This window comes from Elioraea sp. (assembly GCF_022842375.1).
Lineage (GTDB): Bacteria > Pseudomonadota > Alphaproteobacteria > Acetobacterales > Acetobacteraceae > Elioraea_A.
Map to the genome: position 1 here is coordinate 38,087 of NZ_JALHPR010000028.1, position 20,843 is coordinate 58,929.

Genomic DNA, 20,843 nt, shown 5'->3' on the forward strand with positions numbered 1-20,843 from the left:
GGGCCGGGCCGCAGGGGTCGGGGGTCACGGCGAAGGGATCCTCGGCGCCATCTGCCTGCTCGCCTCCAGTGGCGCTGCCCGACTCGTTCTGGGCGGCGCTCACCGCGGGTGCTCGTCGCCGATGAGGCGCGAGGCGGCGCCGATGTATTTCCGCCCCGCCTCCTGGGCGCAGGCGACGGCGGTGGTCAGCGGCTCCGACGAGCGGACGGCGGCGAGCTTCACGAGCATCGGCAGGTTCACCCCGGCGAGGACCTCGACATTGCGCCCGTTCATCGCCGAGATGGCAAGGTTCGAGGGCGTCCCGCCGAACATGTCGGTCAGCAGCACCACGCCGTCGCCCTGATCCACGGTGGCGATGCCCATGAGAATGTCGGCGCGGCGCCCCTCCATGTCGTCATCGGGGCCGATGCACACGGTGGCAACCCCGGCCTGCGGCCCGACGACATGCTCCATCGCCAAGCGAAGCTCCTCGGCAAGGCGGCCATGGGTGACGAGAACGAGCCCGATCATGGTCTCGGCCCGGCCTACCGCTGCGCCGCGGCGAGGAGGTCAGCGCATTGCATGCCGGACCATCGCGCGTCGCGCCGTGGGAAGGCAAAGCATCGGAAGGCAGACGGAAGTCAAATTGCCCAACCTGTCGGTTCCCAGCGTCCATAGTCCCGGCCGCGGCCTCGCCATCGGGGCCACGGCCCGGCACAGGGGCGAACCCTGCGCCAAGCGAACCTCGCCCGCAAGCAGCCGGCGCCTTTGCGCCAGACCATGCCTCGCGGCTCTCTCAGCCCGTGGCGTTTCCTGATCCCCGCCGTGATTCCCTCTGGGGTCCCGCTTTCCGGCGCGCGGGCCCTTTCGCACGCGGAATGCAGGATCTGCCTGCCGCTCCAACGTCGAAACCGCCCCCGCAACCGATCACTGTCGTGCCCGTTTTCATCCGAGCCGCAGTCCGATGCCCCCTGTTTTGGTGACTCCTATAGCCGGAGGCGCCCGCCGTTCAAACGCAAAAACAGCATTCCCGCAGCGCGGCCTGGGTATTGACCACACGTGTACTGACCAAGCGGCTCCTCGGCACCGGCGGGCCGCGGCCTCATGGCCCGCCGCGCCCGGCCGGGGACGAGGGCGCATCACCCAGGGCCCCCGCGACCGAGACCGCCCCGCCGCCCAGGACGGAAAGCGCCAGCCTGATCCGCGCGACGGCGGAGCTTCCGGACGGGTCGATCGTGACCAGGGGAACGGCGAGCCCGACGAGGGTGGCGTGGGAAGGCGCTGGCAGCCGCTCCTGCGCCCCGGCGGCGGCAAGCGCCACGACGAGCACCACGCGCGCCCGTGCCGCCGCCGCCGCCAGTCGGATCACGCCCAGGCCGCGCACCTCGATCAGCGCCCCCTCGCGCGGCAGCCCGGAGGCGATCACCGCCCCACCCTCCGCTGCCAGGTCGACAAGGTCATCGGCAACGAGGCGGAACCCGGCATCGATCAGCCGCAGCGCGAGGTCCGACTTGCCGCTGCCCGAGGGCCCCGTGAGCAGGACGCCCTGCGGATCGCCATCCCCGTTCCCCGGCGCGGCGCAGCAGGTCGCGTGCAGCGTGGTCGTGGCCATCGCCGGTCAGACCGCCGGAAGCCTGACGAGGAAGCGCGCGCCCGTCACCGTGCCGCTGCCGTCGCGCAGGTTCTCGGCCGTGATCGTGCCGCGCAGCGCCTCGATGATCTGCCGCGAGATCGAGAGCCCGAGGCCGGAATGCTGGCCGAACTGCTCGCCGCGCGGGCGCTCGGAGTAGAAGCGCTCGAACACGTGTTCGAGCCGTGCCTCCGGGATGCCCGGCCCCTCGTCCTCCACCGCGATCTCGACGGCGGTGCCGAGATGGCGGCCGACGAGCCGGATCGTGCCGCCCCTCGGGCTGAAGCTCACGGCATTGGCCAGCAGGTTGCGCAGCACCTGCACCAAGCGCCCTTCCACCGCCTTGACCGCGAGCCCCTCGGCCGGGGCGTCGAGCACCATCCGCGGCTGGCCGTCGTCGCGCGTCACCTCGTTCAGCTCGACCAGCGTGGCGAGGATCGGGGCGATGTCGAGCGGCTCGGTCGGCGTGCGCGACAACTCCGCGTCGACGCGGCTCGCATCCGCAATCTCGGAGATCAGCCTGTCGAGGCGCTGCACATCCTCGGCAATGATGCCGAGCAGCCGCTTCTGCCCCTCGGGGTCCGGCAGTCGGCGCAGCGTCTCGATCGCGCTCCGCATCGATGTCAGCGGGTTCTTGATCTCGTGCGCGACATCGGCCGCGAAACGTTCGATCCCGTCCATCCGCGCCCAGAGGGCGGCGGCGCTCTCGGCCAGCGCGTCGGCGAGTTCGCCGATCTCGTCGCGCCGGGCGACGAGGTCGCGCGGCACCGAGCCGGAGCGGCCGCGCCCCTCGCGCATCCGTTCCGCCGCGCGGGCAAGCCGGCGCATCGGCCGGGCGATCGTGGCGGCGAGGTAGACCGACATGCCGACCGTGATGCCGAGCGCGAGCGCGATGGTGGCAAGGATGGTGGTGCGCACCTGGAACACGGCCTGGTCCACCTCGCGGGCCTCGCGCGTCAGCACCACGAAGCCGATCGTGCGCCGGTTCCGGTTCACCGGCACCGAGACCGACACGATCAGCCGCCCATCGGCGGTGCGGCGCAGCAGCGGCAGGATCTCGCCTTCGGGCGTGCGCGGGAACTCCGCCTGCAGGTCAGGTCCCCAATCCGCGCCCTCGGGGATGACGGGCATGGAGCTGCCGCGGGCGACCAGGGCCAGCGCCGCGTCATAGCCCCCCTCGACCAGCCGGCCGATCGGGCTCCGGGCTGGCGGCGGCGGCGGCAGCGGCTCGGTCACGACGGTGCCGCCGGGGCCCGGCAGCACCCGGCTGTCGGCGAGCAGGAACCCTTCCGGCGCGAACAGCCGGGCCAGCGCCCCCGGCGTCGGCTCCACCAGCCGGCGCAGCAGCGGGCGGGCGACATCGGCGTTGATCGTCGGCGCCTCGGGGTTGTCGAGGCTCGTCGCACTCTCGCTGAGCGCGCCGGCGAAGATCTGCGCCTGGGTGCGGAGCCCGCTGACCGCCGCCTCGACCAGCCCGTTCTGGTAGTCGTCGAGGTAGAGCAGGGCCGCGGCGAGCAGCATGATCGGCAGCGCGTTGACGAGCAGGATGCGGCGCAGCAGCGGCGACACGGCGCTGCGGATGCCCGCGCGCGAGGGCCCGGCGAAGCGCCGCCCCACCGTGGCGGTTGCGTCCGCGACGGTCATGTCGCGTCCCGGCATCGCAGCGTCCTGGTCCTGCTGGTGCCCTATTCCTCCCGGTAGCGGTAGCCGATGCCGTACAGCGTCTCGATCTGCGCGAAGGTGTTGTCGACGGCCCGAAATTTTTTCCGGATGCGCTTCACGTGGCTGTCGATCGTGCGGTCATCGACATAGATGTTCTCGCCGTAGGCGGCGTCGATGAGCTGGTCGCGGCTCTTGACGATGCCGGGGCGGGTTGCGAGCGCCTTGACCAGCAGGAACTCCGTGACCGTCAGCTGCACATGCCCGCCCTTCCAGGTGCAGAGATGGCGGTTCTCGTCCAGCGTCAGGCTGCCGCGGGTGAGCACGCCAGCGGGCGCCGCCCCGCCCTCGCCGCGCGCGACCTCGTTGCGGCGGAGCAGGGCGCGGATGCGCTCGAGCACCAGGCGCTGGCTGAACGGCTTGGTGATGTAGTCGTCCGCCCCGAGGCGGAGGCCCATCAGCTCGTCGAGCTCCTCGTCCTTCGAGGTGAGGAAGATGACCGGCAGCGCCGATTGCTTGCGCAGGCGCTGCAGCAGCTCGAGCCCGTCCATCCGCGGCATCTTGATGTCGAGGACGGCAAGGTCGACCGGCTTGGCGGTGATGCCGTGCAGCGCGGCCTCGCCGTCGGTGAAGGTGCGCACCGCGAACCCTTCCGCCTCCAGCGTCATCTGCAGCGAGGTGAGGATGTTGCGGTCGTCGTCGACGAGGGCGATCGTCTGCACCATGGTGGCTCCTGGTCGGGCGTGCTGGCCCGCGGTGGTCGCGGCTGAGGGGTCTGGCGCCCGCGAGCGCCCATTATGGCCGAACCGGGCCGGCTGGTGAATTCATGCCCGTTGGCGTGGCCGGCGCGCGGCCATCGCGCACGGCATAGACGAGGCGGCCCGCCCATTCGCGGAGCATCAGCCAGCTCTGGTTCAGGTGATCGGTGCGGGGGACCCAGTCCGTCGCCCGTCCATCCGGCGTGCGTTCCAGCCGCACCGGGGCGGGAAGTGCCATGAACCCGGCGCGGGCGAAGGCATCGAGGGTGCGCGGCAGGTGCCAGGCATGCGTCACGACATGGCCGGCCGTGATGCCGTCGGCCGCCAGCACCCGCGCGCTGAACACCGCGTTCTCGCGTGTGTCGCGCGACCGCGCCTCGACCCAGCGGACGGGGATGCCGAACTCGTCGCGCAGGGAGGCGGCCATCAAGTCGGCCAAGGGCGGCGCGCCCCAGCCCGGCACGCCGCCGGTCACGAGAACGGGAAGCCCCGTGCGGCGGGCGAGGGCGGCTCCTGCCCGCAGCCGTTCCAGCGTCAGCGGCCCGACATCAGCGCCATCGACCCGCCAGGCTGCCTCCGCCGAAAGGATGATGATGGCCCGCGGCTCGACCCCTGCCGGTGCGGGCGGAATCCCCCCCTGCAGGCTGGCGCGGAGATGGCCAGAGACGTAGGGCGTGGCGAGCAGCAGCACGCCGGTCGCGGCCAGCGCCGTCACGGCTGCGAGACCGCGCGCAAGGCGGCGGCTGACGACGAGCGCGAGCAGGGATGCGGCGAGCACGCCGAGCACGAGCAGCAGCGGCGGCAGCAGCAGGGTGGTTGCGATGCTCTGCACCGCCATGGCAGGTGATCCTTCGCGCGCGGCGCCGTCCGGCCCCTCATGTACGATTGGGCGGTACGGTTGGGCGGTACGATTGGGCGATATCTGTTGAGCGCCGCATTGTGACGTGGTTTGGCCGGCCCGGCAAAAGCAGCCGGAGCAGAACACGAGAGAGGGAGAGCGATGCCCCGCGTGGGCGAGGTGGTGATCGAGCATGAGGCAGGCTGCGACCTCACGGCACTCGGCGCCGCCTGGCGCGCGCTGGAAAGCGACGCCGCGCCATTGGCCCTCTTCCAGTCCTGGACCTGGCTCGGCTGCCTTGCGGCAGAGCGTTTCCCCGACCCCGTGGTGATCCGCGCCCACATCGCTGGCCGCATCGTCGGGCTTGCGCTGTTCAACCGTGTGGGCGGCGCACTCCATCTCGGCGCCACAGGCCGGGCGGCGCAGGACAGCATCCATGTCGAGCACAATGCCCCGCTGGTCGCGCGCGAGGCCCCGCCCGGTCTTGCCGCGGCGATGCTGCGCGCGGCCTGGTCGGTGCGGGGGGTGGGCCGCCTCGTGCTGCCCGGCACGCCCGAGGGCCTGGCGGCAGCGGCAGGGGGCGTGGTGCTGCGCGGCACATCCGACCCCGCACCCTTCGTCGACCTCGCCGCGATCGCGGCCGGCGGTGGCGACTATCTCGCCACCCGCAGCGCCAATGCCCGCGGCCAGATCCGCCGCTCGATGCGTCATTTCGCAGAGGAGGGGCCGCTCGCGCTCAGCCGGCCCGCAAGCCTGGCGGAGGCGGAGGCCTGGTGCGACGCGATGATCGTGCTGCATGCCGAGAGCTGGCAGCGGCGCGGCAAGCCAGGTGCCTTCGCCGAGCCCTTCATGCGCCGCTTCCATGCCGCACTGCTTCGGGACGGCCTGGTTCGCGATGATCTGCCCGCCGGCGCGGTCGATCCCTGCCGCATCACGGCCGGCGAGGCTGTGCTCGGCTACCTCCTGAACTTCCGCCAGGGCGGCGTGGCCTACGCCTATCAGAGCGGCTTCCGCCATGACGAGGGCGTGGCCCAGGCGCGGCCGGGCCTCGTCGCGCACGTGCTGGCGGTCGAGGATGCGCTTGCCGCCGGCCTCGCGCGCTACGATTTCCTCGCCGGCCCCGCCCGCTACAAGCTCACCCTGTCGACGGGGGCAGAGGCGCTGGCCTGGGAGACGCGGGTCCGCGCCCTCTCCCCCACGGGCCTCGCGGCAATCGGGCTCGGCGTGGCGCGGGCGATCAGGCTGCGGCGCTGAACGGCTGCTCCGCCTCCGTCCCGGCCAGGAACCCTTCGATCATCAGCAGTGTCCAGAGCGGCTGGGCATGGTCACGCCTGCCGGAGGCGTGCTCATCGATCAGCCGCGTGAGCGCCGCCTGGTCGAACCAGCCGCTGTCGGTCATCGCCTCTCCCGTCAGCCGTGCCCGCACGGTGTCGGCCTGGGCGCGCAGCTGGCCGCCGAGCGGGGCGGCGAAGCCTGTCTTCTTGCGCGCCATCAGCGCCGGCGGCAGCAGTTTCGCGGCGGCGATGCGCAGCACCGCCTTGCCCTCGTTGTGCCGGATCTTGAGCGCGGCGGGCAGTGCCATGCCCCAGGCCACGATGTCGGGGTCGAGCAGCGGCGGGCGAACCTCGAGCGAGACGGCCATCGACATCCGGTCGGTCTTCACCAGGATGTCGCCCGGCAGGTAGGTCTGGAGGTCGGTGTACTGGGCCTGGAGCAGGGGGTCGGACGGGTCGGCCTCGGCCATCAGGGCGGGGAAGCGGGCGGACGGATCGTGCCCGTCGAGGGTGGCCCGCAGGGTGGGCGAGAGCAGGGCGAGCCGGCGGTCATCGTCGCATTTGCAGACGGTGCGGTAGTAGCCGATCGCGCTGTCGAGGCTCATCTCGGTCAGCGTCGTCTTGGCGCGGAGCCATTTCGGCGCGAAATCGAGCTTCGGGTAGGCGCGGGCCAGAGCGCCGATGACGTGCCGCCGCGCCCCGGCCGGCAGGCTGCGCCGCACGGCCTCGGCAAGCAGGTGCCAGCGATAGCGGCGGTAGCCGGCGAACACCTCGTCGCCGCCATCGCCAGTCAGTGCAACCGTGGCGTGCCGGCGGGCCAGCCGAGACACGGCGAGCGTCGGGATCGAGGAATGATCGGCGAAGGGTTCGCCGAACAGCCGCGCCTGGTCACGGGCGGCCGCGACATAGTCGGTCTCGTCGGCTTCGGCGTGGTGGGCGGTGCCGTGGCGGGCGGCGACGGCGGCGGCGAGCGCACGCTCATCTCCCTCGCCCGGGAAGCCGATCGTGAAGGTGTCGAGCGGCTGCCCGCCTTCCTCGCGCCGCGCGGCGGCGGCGAGAGCGGTGATGGTGCCCGAATCGATGCCGCCCGAGAGGAAGGCGCCGAGCGGCACGTCCGACATCATGCGATCACGCGTCGCGGTCGCGAGCATGCCGCCCAGGGTCTCGGCGGCTTCCGTGATCGACGCGGTCTCGCGCCCCGCTGCCGTGGGGGGCGACCAGTAGCGCCGCGGCTGCGGCCGGTCACTCGATCCACGGCGCAGCAAGACGGCGTGGGCGGCCGGAAGCCGCCTCACGGCGGCATAGATCGTCGCCGGATCAGGGATGTAGCCGAGGGCCAGCACGTCCTCGACGGCGGTCGGGTCGATCCTGCGGGAGAGGGCGGGGAGCGTGAGCAGGGCCGAGAGCTCCGAGGCGAAGGCGAGGCGCCCATCCGGCAGCCAGGCGAGGTGCATCGGCTTCTCGCCCAGCCGGTCGCGGGCGAGCAGCAGCTCGCCACGGCCACGATCCCACAGCGCGAAGGCGAACATGCCGTTCAGCCGGTCGAGCACGCCCATGCCCCATGCGCGCCAGCCGAGCAGGATCACCTCGGTGTCGGAGCGTGTGCGGAAACGGTGCCCGGCAGCCTCGAGCTCGGCGCGGAGGACGAGGTGGTTGTAGATCTCGCCGTTGAAGCTGAGGGTGACGGTGCCATCCTCGGCCGCCATTGGCTGGACGCCGCCGGCGAGGTCGACGATCGCGAGCCGCCGGTGGCCGAGGGCGACATGGGGTTCGGCATGGAACCCATCGCCGTCCGGCCCGCGATGGGCGATCGCATCGGCCATGCGGCGGACCTCGGCCGAGTCGGGAACGGTCGAGTCGAAGGGGTGGAACAGGCCGACCACGCCGCACATCGCGCATTCTCCTTGCCGGGCCGGGCCGGGACCAAAGCCAGAGTCATAGCCAGAACCAGAGCCAGCCCCAGAGCCATGGCCAGGACCAGAGCCATGGCCAGGACCAGAGCTAGGGCCAGAGCCAAGGCCAGAGCCAAGGCCAGAGCCCAAGTCAGGGCCGGGGCTGCCCATCAATCCGACAGAATTGGGTGTACCTGCTTAGCGAATCCACGTGTCAGGTGCACCAATGACGGGTGCAGCCGCCATTCCGCCCATCCATACTCACAACCTACGCAAGCGTGATTAGCAAAACTTTAATCATTCACTAGGCTAGGTTGTATCCATCAGGCGGGAGCGCTCACCGATGCGGATGGCTAAGACGCGGCACCACGGTTCTTCACAAGCTGCCAGGTCGATCGCGGTCGACGACCCGCGCGCTTGGGCAGCCCACGAACGGGCCGCCGCGACGCAGGATACCGAGAGGCTCGCCTGGCCCATGGCAATCGTCGTGATCGTGTCCCTCTCCACCGGGCTCTGGCTCGCTATCGGACTGCTCGCCCGAATCGCCGTCGGCTGAGCACTCAGGCGGCCACGCCTGGTTGACCAGCGCCGATCCACTCCAGCACATCCGCGAGCCCTTCGGCCAGCCCGCGCGGTTCGCCGAGGCCGAGCACCGCGCGCGCGCGGGTCGGGTCGCCCACCGAGTGGCGGATCTCCCCGCTCCGCGCCGGCAGGTGCCGCGGCGCAAGGCCGCGCGCCGACGGGCCTGACAGCGACGCCACCGCCTCGGCCAGCATCGTGACCGAGATCGCCCGCCCGGTGCAGACATTCAGCACCGGTGCCGCCGTGCTGGCGGCGGAGAGGGCCGCGATCAGGCTCGCGACGACATCGCTCACATGCACGAAGTCGCGCGTCTGGCCGCCATCGCCGAAGATCGACACCGGTTCGCCGCGCAGCAGCCTGTTGCAGAAGATCGAGATCACCCCGGAATAGGGCGAGGCAGGGTCCTGCCGGCGGCCGAACACGTTGAAGAAGCGAAGCCCCAGCGTCGGCACGCCATGGACGTGGCCCGCGACCTTCGCCTGCTGTTCGCAGCCGAGCTTGTCGGCGCCGTAGGCCGACAGCGGCACCTTCGGCGCATCCTCCGTGATCGGCAGGACGACCTGGTCGCCGTAGACCGCCGCCGAGGAGGCATAGACCACCGGCACGCCACCGGCGGCGCGCGCGGCATCGAACACCGCGATCGTGCCGGAGAGATTGGTGCGGTGGGTGGCCAGCCACTCCGTCACCCCACGCTCGACCGAGGCGATCGCGGCGAGATGGATGCAGGCCGACACACCCGCCATGGCGGCAGCGACCGTCGCCGCATCGGCGATGTCGCCTTGGACAAGGGCTGCACCGGGTGCCAGATTGTTCATGCTTCCAGTCGAAAGATCATCGAGCACCCGCACGCTGTCGCCACGCGCAAGCAGCGCCGCAACGAGATGGGACCCGATGAAGCCGCAACCACCGGTGACGAGAATCAGGGACATGATCGAGCTTGCCTTTTTCCGTCAAGGGAATGATCTGGGCGCGATGTGAGACGCACCACAGCACACGCGCCCCTAATCCTCCATCCCCGGCCGCGATCGGCCTGCCTTCACGCCCGAGCGCACGCTTTTCGCGGCAAGGCGTCTCTGCCGGCTGCCGGCGGTCGGGCGCGTCGGGCGGCGGGGGATCGGCGGGATCGCCGCCTCGGCGATCAGGGCCACGAGGCGAGCGATCGCGTCCTCGCGGTTGCGCTGCTGGCTGCCGAAGCGTTGCGCGACGATCACGATCACGCCCTCGCCCGTCGCGCGCCGCCCGGCGAGGCGGATCAGCCGCGCACGCACCGATTCGGGCAGCGAAGGCGAACCGGCGGCATCGAAGCGAAGCTGCACCGCGGTCGAGACCTTGTTCACGTTCTGCCCACCCGGGCCAGAGGCGCGGATAAAGGTGAAGCCAAGCTCGCCCGGGTCGAGGGAGAGCCTGTCGTTGACGCGGATCGGCTCGCTCATGGAACGACGGGGGCGCGCCCCGCGCGGAAGATGAATTCCGGCGCCTGCCCCGATGCCGCCTCGCGCGCGGCGACGACCAGCGCATGGTCGGGGGAGAGGCCGCAGGCAGGGTCGGTCGCGGTCGCATCGCCGGTGAGCGCATGCGCCTGGCAGCGGCAGCCGCCATGGTCCTTCGTGCGCCTGTCGCAACTGCGGCACGGCTCGCGCATCCAGCCTTCGCCGCGATAGGCGTTGAAGCCGGCACCGTCGCGCCAGATCTCGGCGAGCGGTCGGTCGGTCACGCGGTCCCACACGATGCCGGGCAGGCTGTGCGCGGCATGGCAGGGCAGCGCGAGCCCATCGGCGGTGACGACGATGAAACGCTGGCCCCAGCCATCCATGCACGGGCGGGGGCGATCGGACATGTAGTCGGGCAGCACGAACAGCACGTCGATCCGCCCGCGCAGGCGCTCCCGCGCCGCTGCCGCGATATCGCGCGCGGCGGCAACGCTCGCGCGCGAGGGCAGCAGCGCGGCGCGGTTCGGCAACGCCCAGCCGAGATACTGCGTGTTGGCGAGCTCGAGCCGTTCGGCGCCGAGCCGTTCCGCGAGCGCGACGGCCTCGCCCACGTGGCCGATATTGGCGCGGTGCAGTACCATGTTCAGCGTCAACGGCAGGCCGAGCTCCTTCACCCATTCTGCCACGGCGAGCTTGTGGTCGAAGCTCCGCGTGCCGCCGATGCGGTCGCAGCCCTCTGCCGTCACGTCCTGGATCGAGAGCTGCACGGCATCGATGCCGGCCTGCGCGAGCGCGGCCAGGCGGTCGCGCGTCAGCGGCAAGCCGGAGGTGATGAGGGTGGTGTAGAGCGCGTGGCGGCGCGCCTCCGCCGCGATCGTTTCGAGGTCGTCGCGCAGCAGCGGCTCGCCGCCGGTCAGGTTGAGGCCGACGACGCCCATCGCCTCCGCCTCGCCGATCACGCGGCACCAATCCCCGGTGGTCAGCCCATCGCGGCGCTTCGCCCAGTCGAGCGGGTTTGAGCAGTAGGGGCAGCGCAGCGGGCAGCGATAGGTGAGCTCCGCCACCAGCGTCCAGGGGCGCGGCGCGGTTCCGGGAGGGTCTGGCGTCATGCTGCCTCCTGCACGAGCCCGCGCGAGACGAGCGTGTCGAGGAAGGGCGTGATCTCGGCCACCACCGCATCCGTGTCGCGGCCGAACCGTTCCGCGAGCGTGGCGGCGATCTCGGCCACGGTGCGCGCGCCGTTGCAGAGTGCGAGCGTTGCCCCCGCGGTGGCGTTCAGCGCGAGGCCTGCTTCGGGGTAGAGCAGGAGCAGCTTCCCCGTTTGCCGGTCCTCGCGCAGCCGCGCGCGCGGGGCGAGGCGTGGCTTGGCATCGGGTGCCATCTCACTCGGCCGCAGTGTCCATCGGCGCAGTGTCCATCGGCGCAGTGTCCATCGGCGCGGTGTCCATCGCCGCACCTGCCTTCCGCCCCTGGTCGAGTGCGACGCAGTCGAGCAGGTGCCACAGGATCTCGGTCTTGCGGATCAACGCCGCGACACAGGCTTGCTGCCTGGCGTAGCTGTCGGCGTGGCGCACGACGAAGCCGATCGCCTCCTCGCTGTCCACCTTCGCCTGGCGCACGCGGTTGCGGAAATAGGTGATCATGTCCGGGTCGACCCAGGGGTAGTGGGTTTCCCACGCCAGGATGCGGCGGCTCATGATGTCGGGCGAGAAGAACTCGGTGAGCGAGGATGCGACGGCCTCGAGCAGCGTGCGCTCGCGCACCAGGGCCACGTAATTGTCGCAGGCGAAACGAACGCCCGGCAGCACGTCGGCGCAGCTGCGCACCCGCTCGGCATCGAGGCCGACGCCGGCGGCGAGCCTGAGCCAGAGCGCGAGCCCGCCTTCGCCCTCGGCGTCGCCGTCATGCTCGCGGATGCGGCGGATCCACATGCGGCGGAAAGCGGGGTCCTCGGATTTCGAGAGGATCAGCGCGTCCTTGATGGGGATTCGCGTCTGGTAATAGAAGCGGTTGCGCACCCAGGCCTGGATATCGTCGCGCGAGAGCGTGCCGGCATGCATGCGATGGTGGAACGGGTGGTGGTCGTGATAGCGGGCCGCTCCCTCGCGGCGCAGCCAGTCGATGAACTCCTCCGCCGGCAGGGGCGGGCGAAGCGGATCGGTTGTTGCGGTCACAGCACCATCTCCATGCCGTCATGCGCGACGTCCCAGCCCGCGTCGCGGGCGGTGCGTCGCGCCTCGCTGTCCTCGTCGAGCAGCGGGTTGGTGTTGTTGAGGTGGATCAGCACGCGCCGCTTCGCATCGAGGCCGGCGAGCGTGGCGATGCTGCCGGTGGGCCCGCCGACGGGAACGTGGCCCATGCTCGTCGACGTCGCCGTGCCGAGGCGCTGGGTGATCAGCTCGTCATCGGTCCAGCACGTGCCGTCGAGGAACACCGCGTCCGCCCCGTCCATCAGGGCGCGGAGCGGTGGCGTGATCGCCGCCGTGCCGGGGATGTAGGCCATGCGCCTGCCGGTCGCGGCCTCGGTCAGCGCGATGCCGATGCTCTCGAGCGGATCGTCGGCCACATGGCCCTTCAGGTGCGGCGGCGGGCGGCTCGGGGCAGGGGCTGCGCGCAGGGTGATGCCCAGCGGCGCTCCCTCAGGGTCGGCGAGAGCGATCTCGCCCTCGTCGGTGATGTCGCGCCAGGTCACCTGTCCGGGGAACCGCGCGAGCGTGCGGGCGAAGCTGTTGCCCTCGGTGAAGCCCTGCCGAACGGTCGGCGCGGCGTAGACGGCAAGCGGCTGGCTCTCGCGAAGGCTGAGCAGGCCGAGCACGTGGTCGAGGTCACCGTTGGTCAGCACGATGGCGCCGATCGGGGTGTGGCGCGGCGCCTTGGGGTGGAGGCCGGGGAAGGCCTCGATCTGGCCTCTGATCTCGGGGCTGGCGTTGAGCAGCACCCAGCGTTGCCCATCGGCGCTGACGGCGGTGCTTTCCTGCGTGCGCGGTGTGGCGCGCACGGTGCCCTCGCGCACGCCGCGGCAGAGGCGGCAGGCGCAGTTCCACTGCGGGAATCCTCCCCCCGCGGCGGAGCCGAGAACACGAACATGCATGATGCGGAAACTCCGGCGGCGCGTGGCTCGAGGCTTCGCCCAGGGCCACGCGCCGCCAGGGCAGGATCAGTCGCGGTCTTCGGCCAAGTCGTCCGCGTAGGAGCCGATTTCGGCATCCATGCGGATCTCGTCGAAGGCCGGGGTTTCCCAGGTCTCAGTCATCGTGTTCTCCCTCGCGGTCTCTCGCCGCGCGTACAGCATATAGCGATCCCGGCGCGACACGCCAGACGCGAGATGGGGGCGGCAGTGCAAGCGCGGCTGGCGCGGGGAACCTGCGCACGAGGTCGTGATCTATACTTGGCGGGTGGAACACTGCGCGTCACGCCAGGTGGTCATGACTGCTGCCGGCTGGAAGAAGACGTTTTTGTTGCATCAGTGCGATGGAGCGGTCGCCCGCGCCACTTTCCCATTGCAGCGCACGCGACAGTTGTTGCACGCTCGGCATAACCCGGTGTGGTTCACCCAACCAACCCCGGGGGCAACGAATGGGAGAGATCATAGAATGCACCCCGTCTTCCTAGGCGCCGCCTTCGCGGCGGCGCTGCTCGCTGGCACGTCGCCGCTCGCCCAGGCCCAGGGCCAGGCTGCGGCCCAGCCGACCACATTCCAGGCGGCTGGCGACCCGCTGCTGAACTTCGATTACCGCCAGGTCGCGGTGGCCGAGGGGCTCGAGCATCCCTGGTCGATCGCCTGGCTGCCCGACGGCACGGCCCTGGTGACGGAGCGGCCGGGGCGGCTGCGCGCGATCCGCAACGGCAGGCTCGACCCGACGCCCATCGCCGGCACCCCGCCGGTGCTCGTGGCGGCCGAGCGGGGCCTGATCTTCCAGTCGGGCCTGTTCGAGGTCTCGCCGCATCCGAACTTCGCGCAGAACCGCCTGCTCTACATCACCTACGCGCACGGCACGCAGGCCGACAACCGCCTGAGGCTGGCCCGTGCCACGTTCGACGGCCAGCGCCTGTCGAACCTGCAGGTCCTGTTCGAGGTGAGCCAGGGCAAGCCGGAGTTCCAGCACTACGGCGGCCGCATCGCCTGGATGCCGGATGGCACGCTGCTCCTTGGCATCGGCGACGCCGGCAACCCGCCGGTCATGGTCGAGGGCCGGCTGGCGCGGCTGAACGCGCAGGACCTCAACAGCCATATCGGCAAGATCGTGCGCCTGCGCGATGACGGCACCGCGCCGCCGGACAACCCTCACGTCGGGCGGCAGGGCGCGCGGCCGGAGGTGTTCTCGATCGGGCATCGCCACATCCAGGGCCTCGCGGTCCACCCCGACGGGCGGATCTTCGCGACCGAGCACGGCCCGCTCGGCGGGGACGAACTGAACCTGATCCGGCCCGCCGCGAACTACGGCTGGCCGGTCGTCACCTGGGGGCGCGACTATGCCGGGGCGGCGCAGGTCGGCACCGGGCAGCGTTCCGCTCCCGGCATGGTCGACCCGGTCCTCGTGTGGCAACCCTCCGTCATCGGCGCCTCGGGCCTGATGATCTACACCGGCGACAAGTTCCCCAACTGGCGGGGCAACATCTTCGCCGGCGGGCTTGCCACGCAGGACATCCGCCGCATCGTGGTCAACAGCGACAACGTCGTGACCACGCATGAATCGATGCGCATCGGCCAGCGCGTGCGCGACGTGCGCCAGGGCCCCGATGGTTTCGTCTATGTGCTGACGGACGAGATCCACGGCCGCGTGTTCCGCCTCGAACCCGCTGCCGCAACGAACTGATTGAATCCGGCTGTGAGATGAAAAGGGCTGGGCGGCGACGCCCAGCCTTTTTCTTTTCACGGTTTCGTTGCGCGCTGTTCGTTGCGGGGCATTGCGGTACCGCCATTGGGCGAGCCGTTCGGAGGTTGACGCAGCATCCCGTCGGCGGCAGCGTTCAGGTGCCGCTTCCCCTGCCCCCCAGGACGGGTCGGCCAACAGACCAACGGAGAGAAACGATGCCCCCCACTCCATCGATGCGCCGCGCGTTCTGCGCTGCCCTGTTCGTTTCCATGGCGGCGCCCGCCTTGGCCCAGGCACCCGTCCCCGCATGGGCGCAGGGCCGCGAGGGCAGCGGCATGGCGCCGAACCTCGCCCCGCACGCCCCGCGCCTGACCGTCACGCCGCCCGACCAGGTCCCGGTCGACAAGCTGCGCGTGCCCGCCGGCTTCAAGGTCGAGCTCTGGGCCCATGGCGCGCCTGGCGCGCGCATGATGGCGGTCGGCGATCGCGGCACCGTGTTCGTGGGGTCCCGCGTCATCGGCCGCGTCTACGCCATCACCGACGAGGGCGGCCAGCGCCGCGTGCGCACCATCGCGCAGGGGCTGACGCAGCCCAACGGCATCGCCTTCAAGGACGGCGCGCTCACCGTCATCGCCATCAACCGCGTGCTGCGCTGGGAGGGGATCGAGGGCAAGCTCGACAGCCCGGGCGCGCCTGTCGAGATGACGGCGGCGTTCGGCCTGCCGACCGAGGAGCATCACGGCTGGAAGTTCGCCTCCTTCGGGCCTGACGGGCGCCTCTATACGAACGTCGGCGTGCCCTGCAACGTCTGCGAGTTCGACCGTGACCGCTTCGCCCTGCTCGTCAGCTTCAACGCCGACGGCTCCGGCCGGCGCATCGAGGCCCGCGGTATCCGCAACTCGGTCGGCTTCGACTTCCATCCGGTGACGCGCGAGCTCTGGGCCACCAACAACGGCCGCGACTGGGCCGGCAACGACGTGCCGGAGGATACGCTGCACCGCGTCCGCCGCGCCGGCGAGGACCATGGCTTCCCGTTCTGCGTCGGCACCTGGCCCGATCCGGCGGTGCCCGCCCGCGCATGCTCCGAGTTCGAGCAGCCCGCCGCGATGCTGGGCCCCCACACCGCGGCACTCGGCATGCGCTTCTATCGCGGCAACGGCTTCGGCGCGGCCTACGAGAACCAGATCTTCATCGCGCGCCGCGGCTCGTGGAACCGTGAGACGAAGTCGGGCTTCGACGTCGTCGTCGCGAAGCTCGATGCGCAGGGCCGCGTCACGGCGGTGGAGCCGTTCCTGACCGGGTTCCTCGATGCCAACGCCGGCACGTTCCATGGCAGGCCCGTCGACCTCCAGCAGATGCCCGACGGCAGCCTGCTGGTCGCCGACGAGCAGATGGGCGCGATCTACCGCATCAGCCGCCAGTGATCGTGCGTGATACTCTCGGGGCCGCGGCGCTTGCCGCGGCCCTTCTCGTCCCACCTCCCGCCGCGGCGGCCGATGCCGCGCGCGGGGCAAGCCTCGCCGCGCCCTGCGCTGCCTGCCACGGGGCCGACGGCAATTCCACGACGCCGCTGGTTCCCTCTCTCGCCGGCCAGCCGCCGGTGTTCCTGACGCTGCAGATGGTCCTGTTCCGCGAGGGCATCCGCGCGGTGCCGGCGATGAACGCGGCGATGGAGGGCATCACCGACCGTGACGTCGAGGACCTCGCGGCCCACTACGCTGCCCTGCCGCCGCACACCGACCCGCCCCACGCTGATCAGCCGGAGCGCGACGCGGCGAAGGCCGCGCGTGGCGCGGCCCTCTCCGTCCAGCATCGCTGCGGCGTGTGCCACCTGCCCGGCTATACCGGGCAGAACCAGATGCCGCGGCTTGCCGGCCAGCGGGAGGACTTTCTCCTGCACACGATGCAGGACTACCAGGCGCAGCGCCGCACCGGCACCGACACGACGATGAACGCCGCCCTGTACGGGCTTTCCGGCCAGGACCTGGCCGACCTCGCGCATTATCTCGCGATCCAGCGCTGACACCGGCCCGATTTGCCGCGCGGGCGATGTTGGGATAAGGCGCTGGCCCGTGATCGATGCCAGCGCCCCACCCGAGACCGTCAGTGCCGCCGCAGGGCCGCTGCCAGCGGGTCCCTTGGCCGCCTGGCGCGCCAAGGTCGCGAGCGGCGAACTCCTGCCCGACCCGGCGCAGGAATTCGCCGCCGAGCGGCTCCAGGGCCTCTGGCGCGCTCTGACCGGCTACGCGCCCGCTGCCCCGCAGACGGGCGGGCTGCTCACCGCCTTCCGCGCGCGGCTTGGCCTCGGCCGATCCGACGGGGCGCGCCAGCGCCGCGTGCGCGAGGACGGGATGGACGCGCCGCAAGGCCTCTACCTCGTCGGCTCCGTCGGCCGGGGCAAGTCGATGCTGATGGACCTGTTCTTTGCCTCAGCCCCGATCGCCGCGCGCAGGCGGGTGCATTTCCACGCCTTCATGCAGGAGGTGCACGCAGCGCTCCACGTCGCCCGGCAGAGCCCCGGTGTGGCCGACCCGATCCCGCTGCTCGCCGACAGGATCTCGGCTGAGGCCGTGCTGCTCTGCTTCGACGAGTTCCAGGTGCATGACATCACCGATGCGATGATCCTCGGCCGGCTGTTCGAGGCGCTGTTCGCGCGCGGCGTCGTCGTGGTCGCCACCTCGAACACGGTGCCCGACGACCTCTACAGGGACGGGCTGCAGCGCGAGCGGTTCCTGCCCTTCATCGCCGTGATCAAGGAGCGGCTGGAGGTGATCGTGCTCGATGGCGGGCGCGACTACCGTCGGGACCGCATCCTCGGCATGCGCACCTGGTGGGCGCCGGCCGATGCGCGGGCCGATGCGGCACTCGGCCGCGCCTTCGGCGAGCTCGCCTTCGCCGAGACCGGCGAGGAGGGAGAAGCGGGGCCGCTGACGCTCGACGTGCTCGGCCGTCGCGTCACTTTGCCGCTCGCGCGCGGGCATGTCGCGCGGGCGGATTTCGACGTGCTCTGCGGTGCCGCGCTCGGGCCAGCCGATTATCTCGCCATTGCCACCCACGTGCACGCGCTCGTGCTCGACGGCATCCCGCGCCTGTCGCCGGCGAATTTCGACCGCGCGCGGCGGTTCATCACGCTGGTCGATGCGCTCTACGAGCACCGCGTGAAGCTGATCGCCTCGGCGGCCGACATCCCCGACAGGCTCTATGAGCGGGGCGAGAATGCGGCGATGTTCCAGCGCACCGCCTCGCGCCTGATGGAGATGCAGAGCGAGGACTATCTCGCCCTGCCCCACCTGACCTGAGGACCGCGCGCATGGCCGAACCCTCCCCGCCCGCCACGCCACCCGCCACGCCACCCGCCACGCCGCCCACCACGCCGCCCACCACGCCGCCGGGGGGAGAGCCGACGCTGCGCACCCTGGCGATGCCGGCCGACACGAACCCCTCGGGCGACATCTTCGGCGGCTGGCTGCTCGCGCAGATGGACCTCGCCGGCGGGCTCGCGGCCGGCCGGGCAGCGAAGGGGCGTGTGGCGACGGTGGCGGTCGATGCCATGACCTTCCACCGCCCCGTGAAGGTGGGTGACGAGGTGGCGGTGTGGGCGGAGTTGATCGGCATCGGCCGCACCTCGCTCCGATTCCGGATCAGCGCCTGGCGCCGCCACCGCGAGGCGGAGCGTCATGAGCGGGTGACGGAGGCGACCTTCACCTTCGTCGCCCTCGAGGAGAACGGCACGCCGAGGCCTGTTCCCCGCTGACGGGCTGGGGAGCTGACATGCAAAGGGCGGCCCGGTGGGGCCGCCCTCGTCAATCACGCCAGGCGTCGCGCGATCAGGCGCGGCGGCGTCGGGCCGCGAAGCCGAGCCCGAGCAGGCCGGCGGCGAGCAGGGCGAGCGTCGCGGGCTCGGGGATGGGAACGGCGACGGCGCTGACATCGGCCGTCAACAGCAGCGTCGAGGTCTTCTTCTCCGGGTTGAACCACTCGCCGCTCACGGCGTTGAAGCTTCCGTGAGAGCCTGCCTGCAGCTGGAACCTGAGGTCGCTCGCGATCAGGCTGAACGGCGAGAGGGCTGCGTTGATCGTCGCGAGAAGCTGCGAGATGTTGGTCGAGATGACGAAATCGACCTCGTCGCCGGCGGGGTTGTTGGTGTTCGTGATCGCGACCGGGAAATCCTCGGCCAGCACCACCGTGTTCGGCGTCGAGAAGTCGAGCAGGAGGTTGTAGGTGACGTTGAAATCGTCAGGCGTCCTGCTGCTGAGCGTGGAGGAGTTGAACCACGTCAGGCTCGCCAGCGTCACGTCGTTCGCCGGCAGCGCCGAGCTCCAGCTCACGTTGTTCGCGACGAGTGTGCTCGGACGCGTCAGCCCGTTGGAGTTGCGGGTGTCGTCGTCGCCCCAGCGGACGCCGGAGTTCGCGTTCCCCGTCGCCGTGTAGAGCTCGTAGAAGTTTCCCCCGCTCAGACCGGAGAAGTTGGAGCCGTTCGAGCTGCCCGCGATGGTGGCCGCATCGGCCGCCGCACCCGTCAGCATCACCGCGACGGACGCGGCGGCAAACATCCTGATCATTCGATCCCCCACGCTCATGGTCACTGCCCGCCGGGCATCGGCCGTGCGGCTCGGGCGCGCCGCCGCGCCCACGCGAGTCCGAGCAGCCCCATGGCGAACAGGCCGAATGCCGCAGGTGCGGGGATCGGCGTGGCGGCGCTGAAGGCGATGTTGTCGAACTCGAAGGCGAATGACGACGAGGTCGCGACCACCCGGTCGAACGCCAGGTCGGACAGGATGTTGACGTAGAAGGTGCCCTGCGAGCCCTGGTTGCCGGTCGCCTGCGGCGTCACGGCGCTGCCGGTCAGCGTGCCGACCAGCGTCGCGCCATCGTAGAAGGCGAGCGTGTTGTAGCCGTCGACCGAGCCCCAGAGCAGGCCGAAATACGACGCCGCGGTGGGCAGCGCGATCTCGACCCGCGAGCCGCCGACGGCGCCGGTCGAGCCGGAGGAGAGATACCGCGTGGTGTCGACGCCGTTCGCCTGGGTGGTGCCGCCCGCCCCGAAGCCGGCGCCGTTGTTGCCGGAGAGGAACGGCGCGGCGTAGCGACCGGAGACGCTGCCGGTCACGGTCGCCGCATTGCCGAACAGCGTGACGGTGACGCCGCTCGCGGCATTGGTGCCGCCGGCCATGCCGAGGGAGAGCCAGTCGAGGTTGTCACGCACCACGCCGGCGGCCGTTGGGGCCCCTCCGACCGAGCTTGCGATCGTCAATGCGCCCTGGGCGCCGGACGGGGCAAGTGCCAGGAGCATGATTGCCGGGAGTAGCGCTGACCTGAAGATCTTCATGATATCCACCCTTTGCGAACGCGACATGCAACTGTCGGTGTTAACGCTCTGGGATCACTACAAGCGAAAGAGGTGCCAATTTACTTAATCCTGAGATTTCCTCTCTTTTAGAGAAACGCACTGGTATTCTGTAAGGAATTATGACACCCGCTTCGCGCGCTTCACCCGTCGTTAACGCGATCGGCCCCACACACGGGGGCACGATGCCGGGCGACGCCCAGGGGAACGCGCATGTCGCTCACCGCCACCGCCAAGGACCCGACGCTGCCCCTCGCCGAACGGCTGGCCGGGGCTGCCGCCGCCTTCCGCGCGCTGCCGGCGATGACGCTCTCGGGCCGGATCGCCGCCGTCACCGGGCTCGCCGTCGAGGTCGAGGGGGTGACGGGCTTCCTCTCGGTCGGTGACCGCCTGGTCGCCACGGCGCGCGACGGCCGCGAGGTGACCCTCGAGGTCATCGGCTTCCGCTCAGGCCGCGCGCAGGCGATGGCGCTCGGCGATCTTGCCGGGCTGGGGCCTGGCATGCCCGCACGGCTTGGCGGCGAGGCCTCGTTCGCCGTCTCCCATGCCTGGCTCGGGCGGGTGATCGACCCGCTGGGCAACCCGCTCGACAGCCGCGGGCCGCTGGTGCCCGGGCGCGTGCCGCGGCCCGTGCGCA

General features: G+C 71.1%; 22 protein-coding genes and 1 pseudogene. 8 read left to right on the forward strand and 15 right to left on the reverse strand.

The genetic code is table 11. The features are described 5' to 3' along the window. Positions 1-99: 99 nt before the first annotated feature. From Q0C38_RS19065 to Q0C38_RS19085, 5 genes are all read right to left on the reverse strand, one after another. Positions 100-510, reverse strand: coding sequence for a PTS sugar transporter subunit IIA (locus Q0C38_RS19065; protein WP_291298710.1), 411 nt, complete (start codon positions 508-510; stop codon positions 100-102). 571 nt (positions 511-1,081) lie between these two features. After that, the gene (locus Q0C38_RS19070; RefSeq protein ID WP_291298711.1) at positions 1,082-1,591 is read right to left on the reverse strand and encodes an HPr kinase/phosphorylase; all 510 of its coding nucleotides are present in this window, start codon (positions 1,589-1,591) and stop codon (positions 1,082-1,084) included. 6 nt (positions 1,592-1,597) lie between these two features. Next, the gene (locus tag Q0C38_RS19075; RefSeq protein WP_291298712.1) at positions 1,598-3,253 is read right to left on the reverse strand and encodes a stimulus-sensing domain-containing protein; all 1,656 of its coding nucleotides are present in this window, start codon (positions 3,251-3,253) and stop codon (positions 1,598-1,600) included. 41 nt (positions 3,254-3,294) lie between these two features. After that, a complete protein-coding gene (locus tag Q0C38_RS19080) occupies positions 3,295-3,993 on the reverse strand; it encodes a response regulator transcription factor (protein WP_291298713.1) in 699 nt (232 codons plus the stop codon). Positions 3,994-4,063: 70 nt separating this feature from the next. Continuing rightward, positions 4,064-4,864 carry a YdcF family protein gene (locus Q0C38_RS19085; protein WP_291298714.1) on the reverse strand — a complete coding sequence of 267 codons (801 nt, stop codon included), beginning with the start codon at positions 4,862-4,864 and terminating at the stop codon, positions 4,064-4,066. A 162-nt stretch (positions 4,865-5,026) separates the two neighbouring features. On the opposite strand from Q0C38_RS19085, the gene Q0C38_RS19090 reads away from it, so the two are divergent. Next, complete coding sequence (locus Q0C38_RS19090; RefSeq protein ID WP_291298715.1) at positions 5,027-6,118, forward strand: GNAT family N-acetyltransferase; 1,092 nt, start codon at positions 5,027-5,029, stop codon at positions 6,116-6,118. On the opposite strand, the gene asnB is transcribed toward Q0C38_RS19090, so the two are convergent. Beyond that, positions 6,102-8,030: an asparagine synthase (glutamine-hydrolyzing) gene (gene asnB, locus Q0C38_RS19095; RefSeq protein WP_291298716.1), complete on the reverse strand. Its 1,929-nt coding sequence runs from the start codon at positions 8,028-8,030 to the stop codon at positions 6,102-6,104. The genes Q0C38_RS19090 and asnB overlap by 17 nt on opposite strands. 343 nt (positions 8,031-8,373) lie before the next feature. Between asnB and Q0C38_RS19100 the strand changes: the two genes are divergently transcribed. Beyond that, positions 8,374-8,586, forward strand: coding sequence for a hypothetical protein (locus Q0C38_RS19100; RefSeq protein WP_291298717.1), 213 nt, complete (start codon positions 8,374-8,376; stop codon positions 8,584-8,586). A 4-nt stretch (positions 8,587-8,590) separates the two neighbouring features. Here Q0C38_RS19100 and Q0C38_RS19105 read toward each other — a convergent pair whose 3' ends face one another. The 7 genes from Q0C38_RS19105 to pqqA form a co-directional block, all read right to left on the reverse strand. Next, on the reverse strand, positions 8,591-9,541 hold the full coding sequence (locus Q0C38_RS19105) for an NAD-dependent epimerase/dehydratase family protein (RefSeq protein WP_291298718.1): 951 nt from the start codon (positions 9,539-9,541) through the stop codon (positions 8,591-8,593). Between the two features lie 72 nt (positions 9,542-9,613). Next, positions 9,614-10,045: an alternative ribosome rescue aminoacyl-tRNA hydrolase ArfB gene (gene arfB, locus Q0C38_RS19110; RefSeq protein WP_291298719.1), complete on the reverse strand. Its 432-nt coding sequence runs from the start codon at positions 10,043-10,045 to the stop codon at positions 9,614-9,616. After that, positions 10,042-11,151, reverse strand: coding sequence for a pyrroloquinoline quinone biosynthesis protein PqqE (pqqE, locus tag Q0C38_RS19115; protein ID WP_291298720.1), 1,110 nt, complete (start codon positions 11,149-11,151; stop codon positions 10,042-10,044). Before pqqE ends, arfB begins: the two co-directional genes overlap by 4 nt. After that, the gene (gene pqqD, locus Q0C38_RS19120) at positions 11,148-11,423 is read right to left on the reverse strand and encodes a pyrroloquinoline quinone biosynthesis peptide chaperone PqqD (RefSeq protein ID WP_291298721.1); all 276 of its coding nucleotides are present in this window, start codon (positions 11,421-11,423) and stop codon (positions 11,148-11,150) included. The genes pqqE and pqqD overlap by 4 nt, the downstream gene beginning before the upstream one ends. A gap of 1 nt (position 11,424) precedes the next feature. Further along, a complete protein-coding gene (pqqC, locus tag Q0C38_RS19125; RefSeq protein ID WP_291298722.1) occupies positions 11,425-12,216 on the reverse strand; it encodes a pyrroloquinoline-quinone synthase PqqC in 792 nt (263 codons plus the stop codon). Beyond that, positions 12,213-13,133 carry a pyrroloquinoline quinone biosynthesis protein PqqB gene (gene pqqB / locus Q0C38_RS19130; RefSeq protein ID WP_291298723.1) on the reverse strand — a complete coding sequence of 307 codons (921 nt, stop codon included), beginning with the start codon at positions 13,131-13,133 and terminating at the stop codon, positions 12,213-12,215. Before pqqB ends, pqqC begins: the two co-directional genes overlap by 4 nt. 66 nt (positions 13,134-13,199) lie before the next feature. Beyond that, positions 13,200-13,295: a pyrroloquinoline quinone precursor peptide PqqA gene (gene pqqA, locus Q0C38_RS19135; RefSeq protein WP_291298724.1), complete on the reverse strand. Its 96-nt coding sequence runs from the start codon at positions 13,293-13,295 to the stop codon at positions 13,200-13,202. Positions 13,296-13,635: 340 nt separating this feature from the next. On the opposite strand from pqqA, the gene Q0C38_RS19140 reads away from it, so the two are divergent. The 5 genes from Q0C38_RS19140 to Q0C38_RS19160 all read left to right on the forward strand — a co-directional run bounded on the left by Q0C38_RS19140 (position 13,636) and on the right by Q0C38_RS19160 (position 18,613). After that, positions 13,636-14,859: a PQQ-dependent sugar dehydrogenase gene (locus tag Q0C38_RS19140; RefSeq protein ID WP_291298725.1), complete on the forward strand. Its 1,224-nt coding sequence runs from the start codon at positions 13,636-13,638 to the stop codon at positions 14,857-14,859. 215 nt (positions 14,860-15,074) lie between these two features. Further along, positions 15,075-16,283 (forward strand): sorbosone dehydrogenase family protein, encoded by a 1,209-nt coding sequence (locus tag Q0C38_RS19145; protein WP_291298726.1) that lies wholly within the window; start codon positions 15,075-15,077, stop codon positions 16,281-16,283. 2 nt (positions 16,284-16,285) lie between these two features. Then, positions 16,286-16,882 (forward strand): cytochrome c, encoded by a 597-nt coding sequence (locus Q0C38_RS19150; protein ID WP_291298727.1) that lies wholly within the window; start codon positions 16,286-16,288, stop codon positions 16,880-16,882. A 52-nt stretch (positions 16,883-16,934) separates the two neighbouring features. Beyond that, entirely contained in the window at positions 16,935-18,158 is a 1,224-nt protein-coding gene (gene zapE / locus Q0C38_RS19155) for a cell division protein ZapE (protein WP_291298732.1), read from the forward strand. Between the two features lie 11 nt (positions 18,159-18,169). Next, positions 18,170-18,613: an acyl-CoA thioesterase gene (locus Q0C38_RS19160; RefSeq protein WP_408870049.1), complete on the forward strand. Its 444-nt coding sequence runs from the start codon at positions 18,170-18,172 to the stop codon at positions 18,611-18,613. A 73-nt stretch (positions 18,614-18,686) separates the two neighbouring features. On the opposite strand, the gene Q0C38_RS19165 is transcribed toward Q0C38_RS19160, so the two are convergent. Together Q0C38_RS19165 and Q0C38_RS19170 are read right to left on the reverse strand one after the other, a co-directional pair. Beyond that, a complete protein-coding gene (locus tag Q0C38_RS19165; protein ID WP_291298728.1) occupies positions 18,687-19,439 on the reverse strand; it encodes a choice-of-anchor K domain-containing protein in 753 nt (250 codons plus the stop codon). Between the two features lie 2 nt (positions 19,440-19,441). After that, positions 19,442-20,152 (reverse strand): hypothetical protein, encoded by a 711-nt coding sequence (locus tag Q0C38_RS19170; protein ID WP_291298729.1) that lies wholly within the window; start codon positions 20,150-20,152, stop codon positions 19,442-19,444. A 267-nt stretch (positions 20,153-20,419) separates the two neighbouring features. On the opposite strand from Q0C38_RS19170, the pseudogene fliI reads away from it, so the two are divergent. After that, a pseudogene (gene fliI, locus Q0C38_RS19175) lies at positions 20,420-20,843 on the forward strand (flagellum-specific ATP synthase FliI); the annotation flags it as partial.

What these genes read in the sequence shown, in the direction of transcription:
- Q0C38_RS19065 (WP_291298710.1), bottom strand. Translation starts at nt 510, where the DNA reads ATGATCGGGCTCGTTCTCGTCACCCATGGCCGCCTTGCCGAGGAGCTT.
- Q0C38_RS19070 (WP_291298711.1), bottom strand. Translation starts at nt 1,591, where the DNA reads ATGGCCACGACCACGCTGCACGCGACCTGCTGCGCCGCGCCGGGGAAC.
- Q0C38_RS19075 (WP_291298712.1), bottom strand. Translation starts at nt 3,253, where the DNA reads ATGACCGTCGCGGACGCAACCGCCACGGTGGGGCGGCGCTTCGCCGGG.
- Q0C38_RS19080 (WP_291298713.1), bottom strand. Translation starts at nt 3,993, where the DNA reads ATGGTGCAGACGATCGCCCTCGTCGACGACGACCGCAACATCCTCACC.
- Q0C38_RS19085 (WP_291298714.1), bottom strand. Translation starts at nt 4,864, where the DNA reads ATGGCGGTGCAGAGCATCGCAACCACCCTGCTGCTGCCGCCGCTGCTG.
- Q0C38_RS19090 (WP_291298715.1), top strand. Translation starts at nt 5,027, where the DNA reads ATGCCCCGCGTGGGCGAGGTGGTGATCGAGCATGAGGCAGGCTGCGAC.
- asnB (WP_291298716.1), bottom strand. Translation starts at nt 8,030, where the DNA reads ATGTGCGGCGTGGTCGGCCTGTTCCACCCCTTCGACTCGACCGTTCCC.
- Q0C38_RS19100 (WP_291298717.1), top strand. Translation starts at nt 8,374, where the DNA reads ATGCGGATGGCTAAGACGCGGCACCACGGTTCTTCACAAGCTGCCAGG.
- Q0C38_RS19105 (WP_291298718.1), bottom strand. Translation starts at nt 9,541, where the DNA reads ATGTCCCTGATTCTCGTCACCGGTGGTTGCGGCTTCATCGGGTCCCAT.
- arfB (WP_291298719.1), bottom strand. Translation starts at nt 10,045, where the DNA reads ATGAGCGAGCCGATCCGCGTCAACGACAGGCTCTCCCTCGACCCGGGC.
- pqqE (WP_291298720.1), bottom strand. Translation starts at nt 11,151, where the DNA reads ATGACGCCAGACCCTCCCGGAACCGCGCCGCGCCCCTGGACGCTGGTG.
- pqqD (WP_291298721.1), bottom strand. Translation starts at nt 11,423, where the DNA reads ATGGCACCCGATGCCAAGCCACGCCTCGCCCCGCGCGCGCGGCTGCGC.
- pqqB (WP_291298723.1), bottom strand. Translation starts at nt 13,133, where the DNA reads ATGCATGTTCGTGTTCTCGGCTCCGCCGCGGGGGGAGGATTCCCGCAG.
- pqqA (WP_291298724.1), bottom strand. Translation starts at nt 13,295, where the DNA reads ATGACTGAGACCTGGGAAACCCCGGCCTTCGACGAGATCCGCATGGAT.
- Q0C38_RS19140 (WP_291298725.1), top strand. Translation starts at nt 13,636, where the DNA reads ATGCACCCCGTCTTCCTAGGCGCCGCCTTCGCGGCGGCGCTGCTCGCT.
- Q0C38_RS19145 (WP_291298726.1), top strand. Translation starts at nt 15,075, where the DNA reads ATGCCCCCCACTCCATCGATGCGCCGCGCGTTCTGCGCTGCCCTGTTC.
- Q0C38_RS19160 (WP_408870049.1), top strand. Translation starts at nt 18,170, where the DNA reads ATGGCCGAACCCTCCCCGCCCGCCACGCCACCCGCCACGCCACCCGCC.
- Q0C38_RS19165 (WP_291298728.1), bottom strand. Translation starts at nt 19,439, where the DNA reads ATGAGCGTGGGGGATCGAATGATCAGGATGTTTGCCGCCGCGTCCGTC.
- Q0C38_RS19170 (WP_291298729.1), bottom strand. Translation starts at nt 20,152, where the DNA reads ATGCTCCTGGCACTTGCCCCGTCCGGCGCCCAGGGCGCATTGACGATC.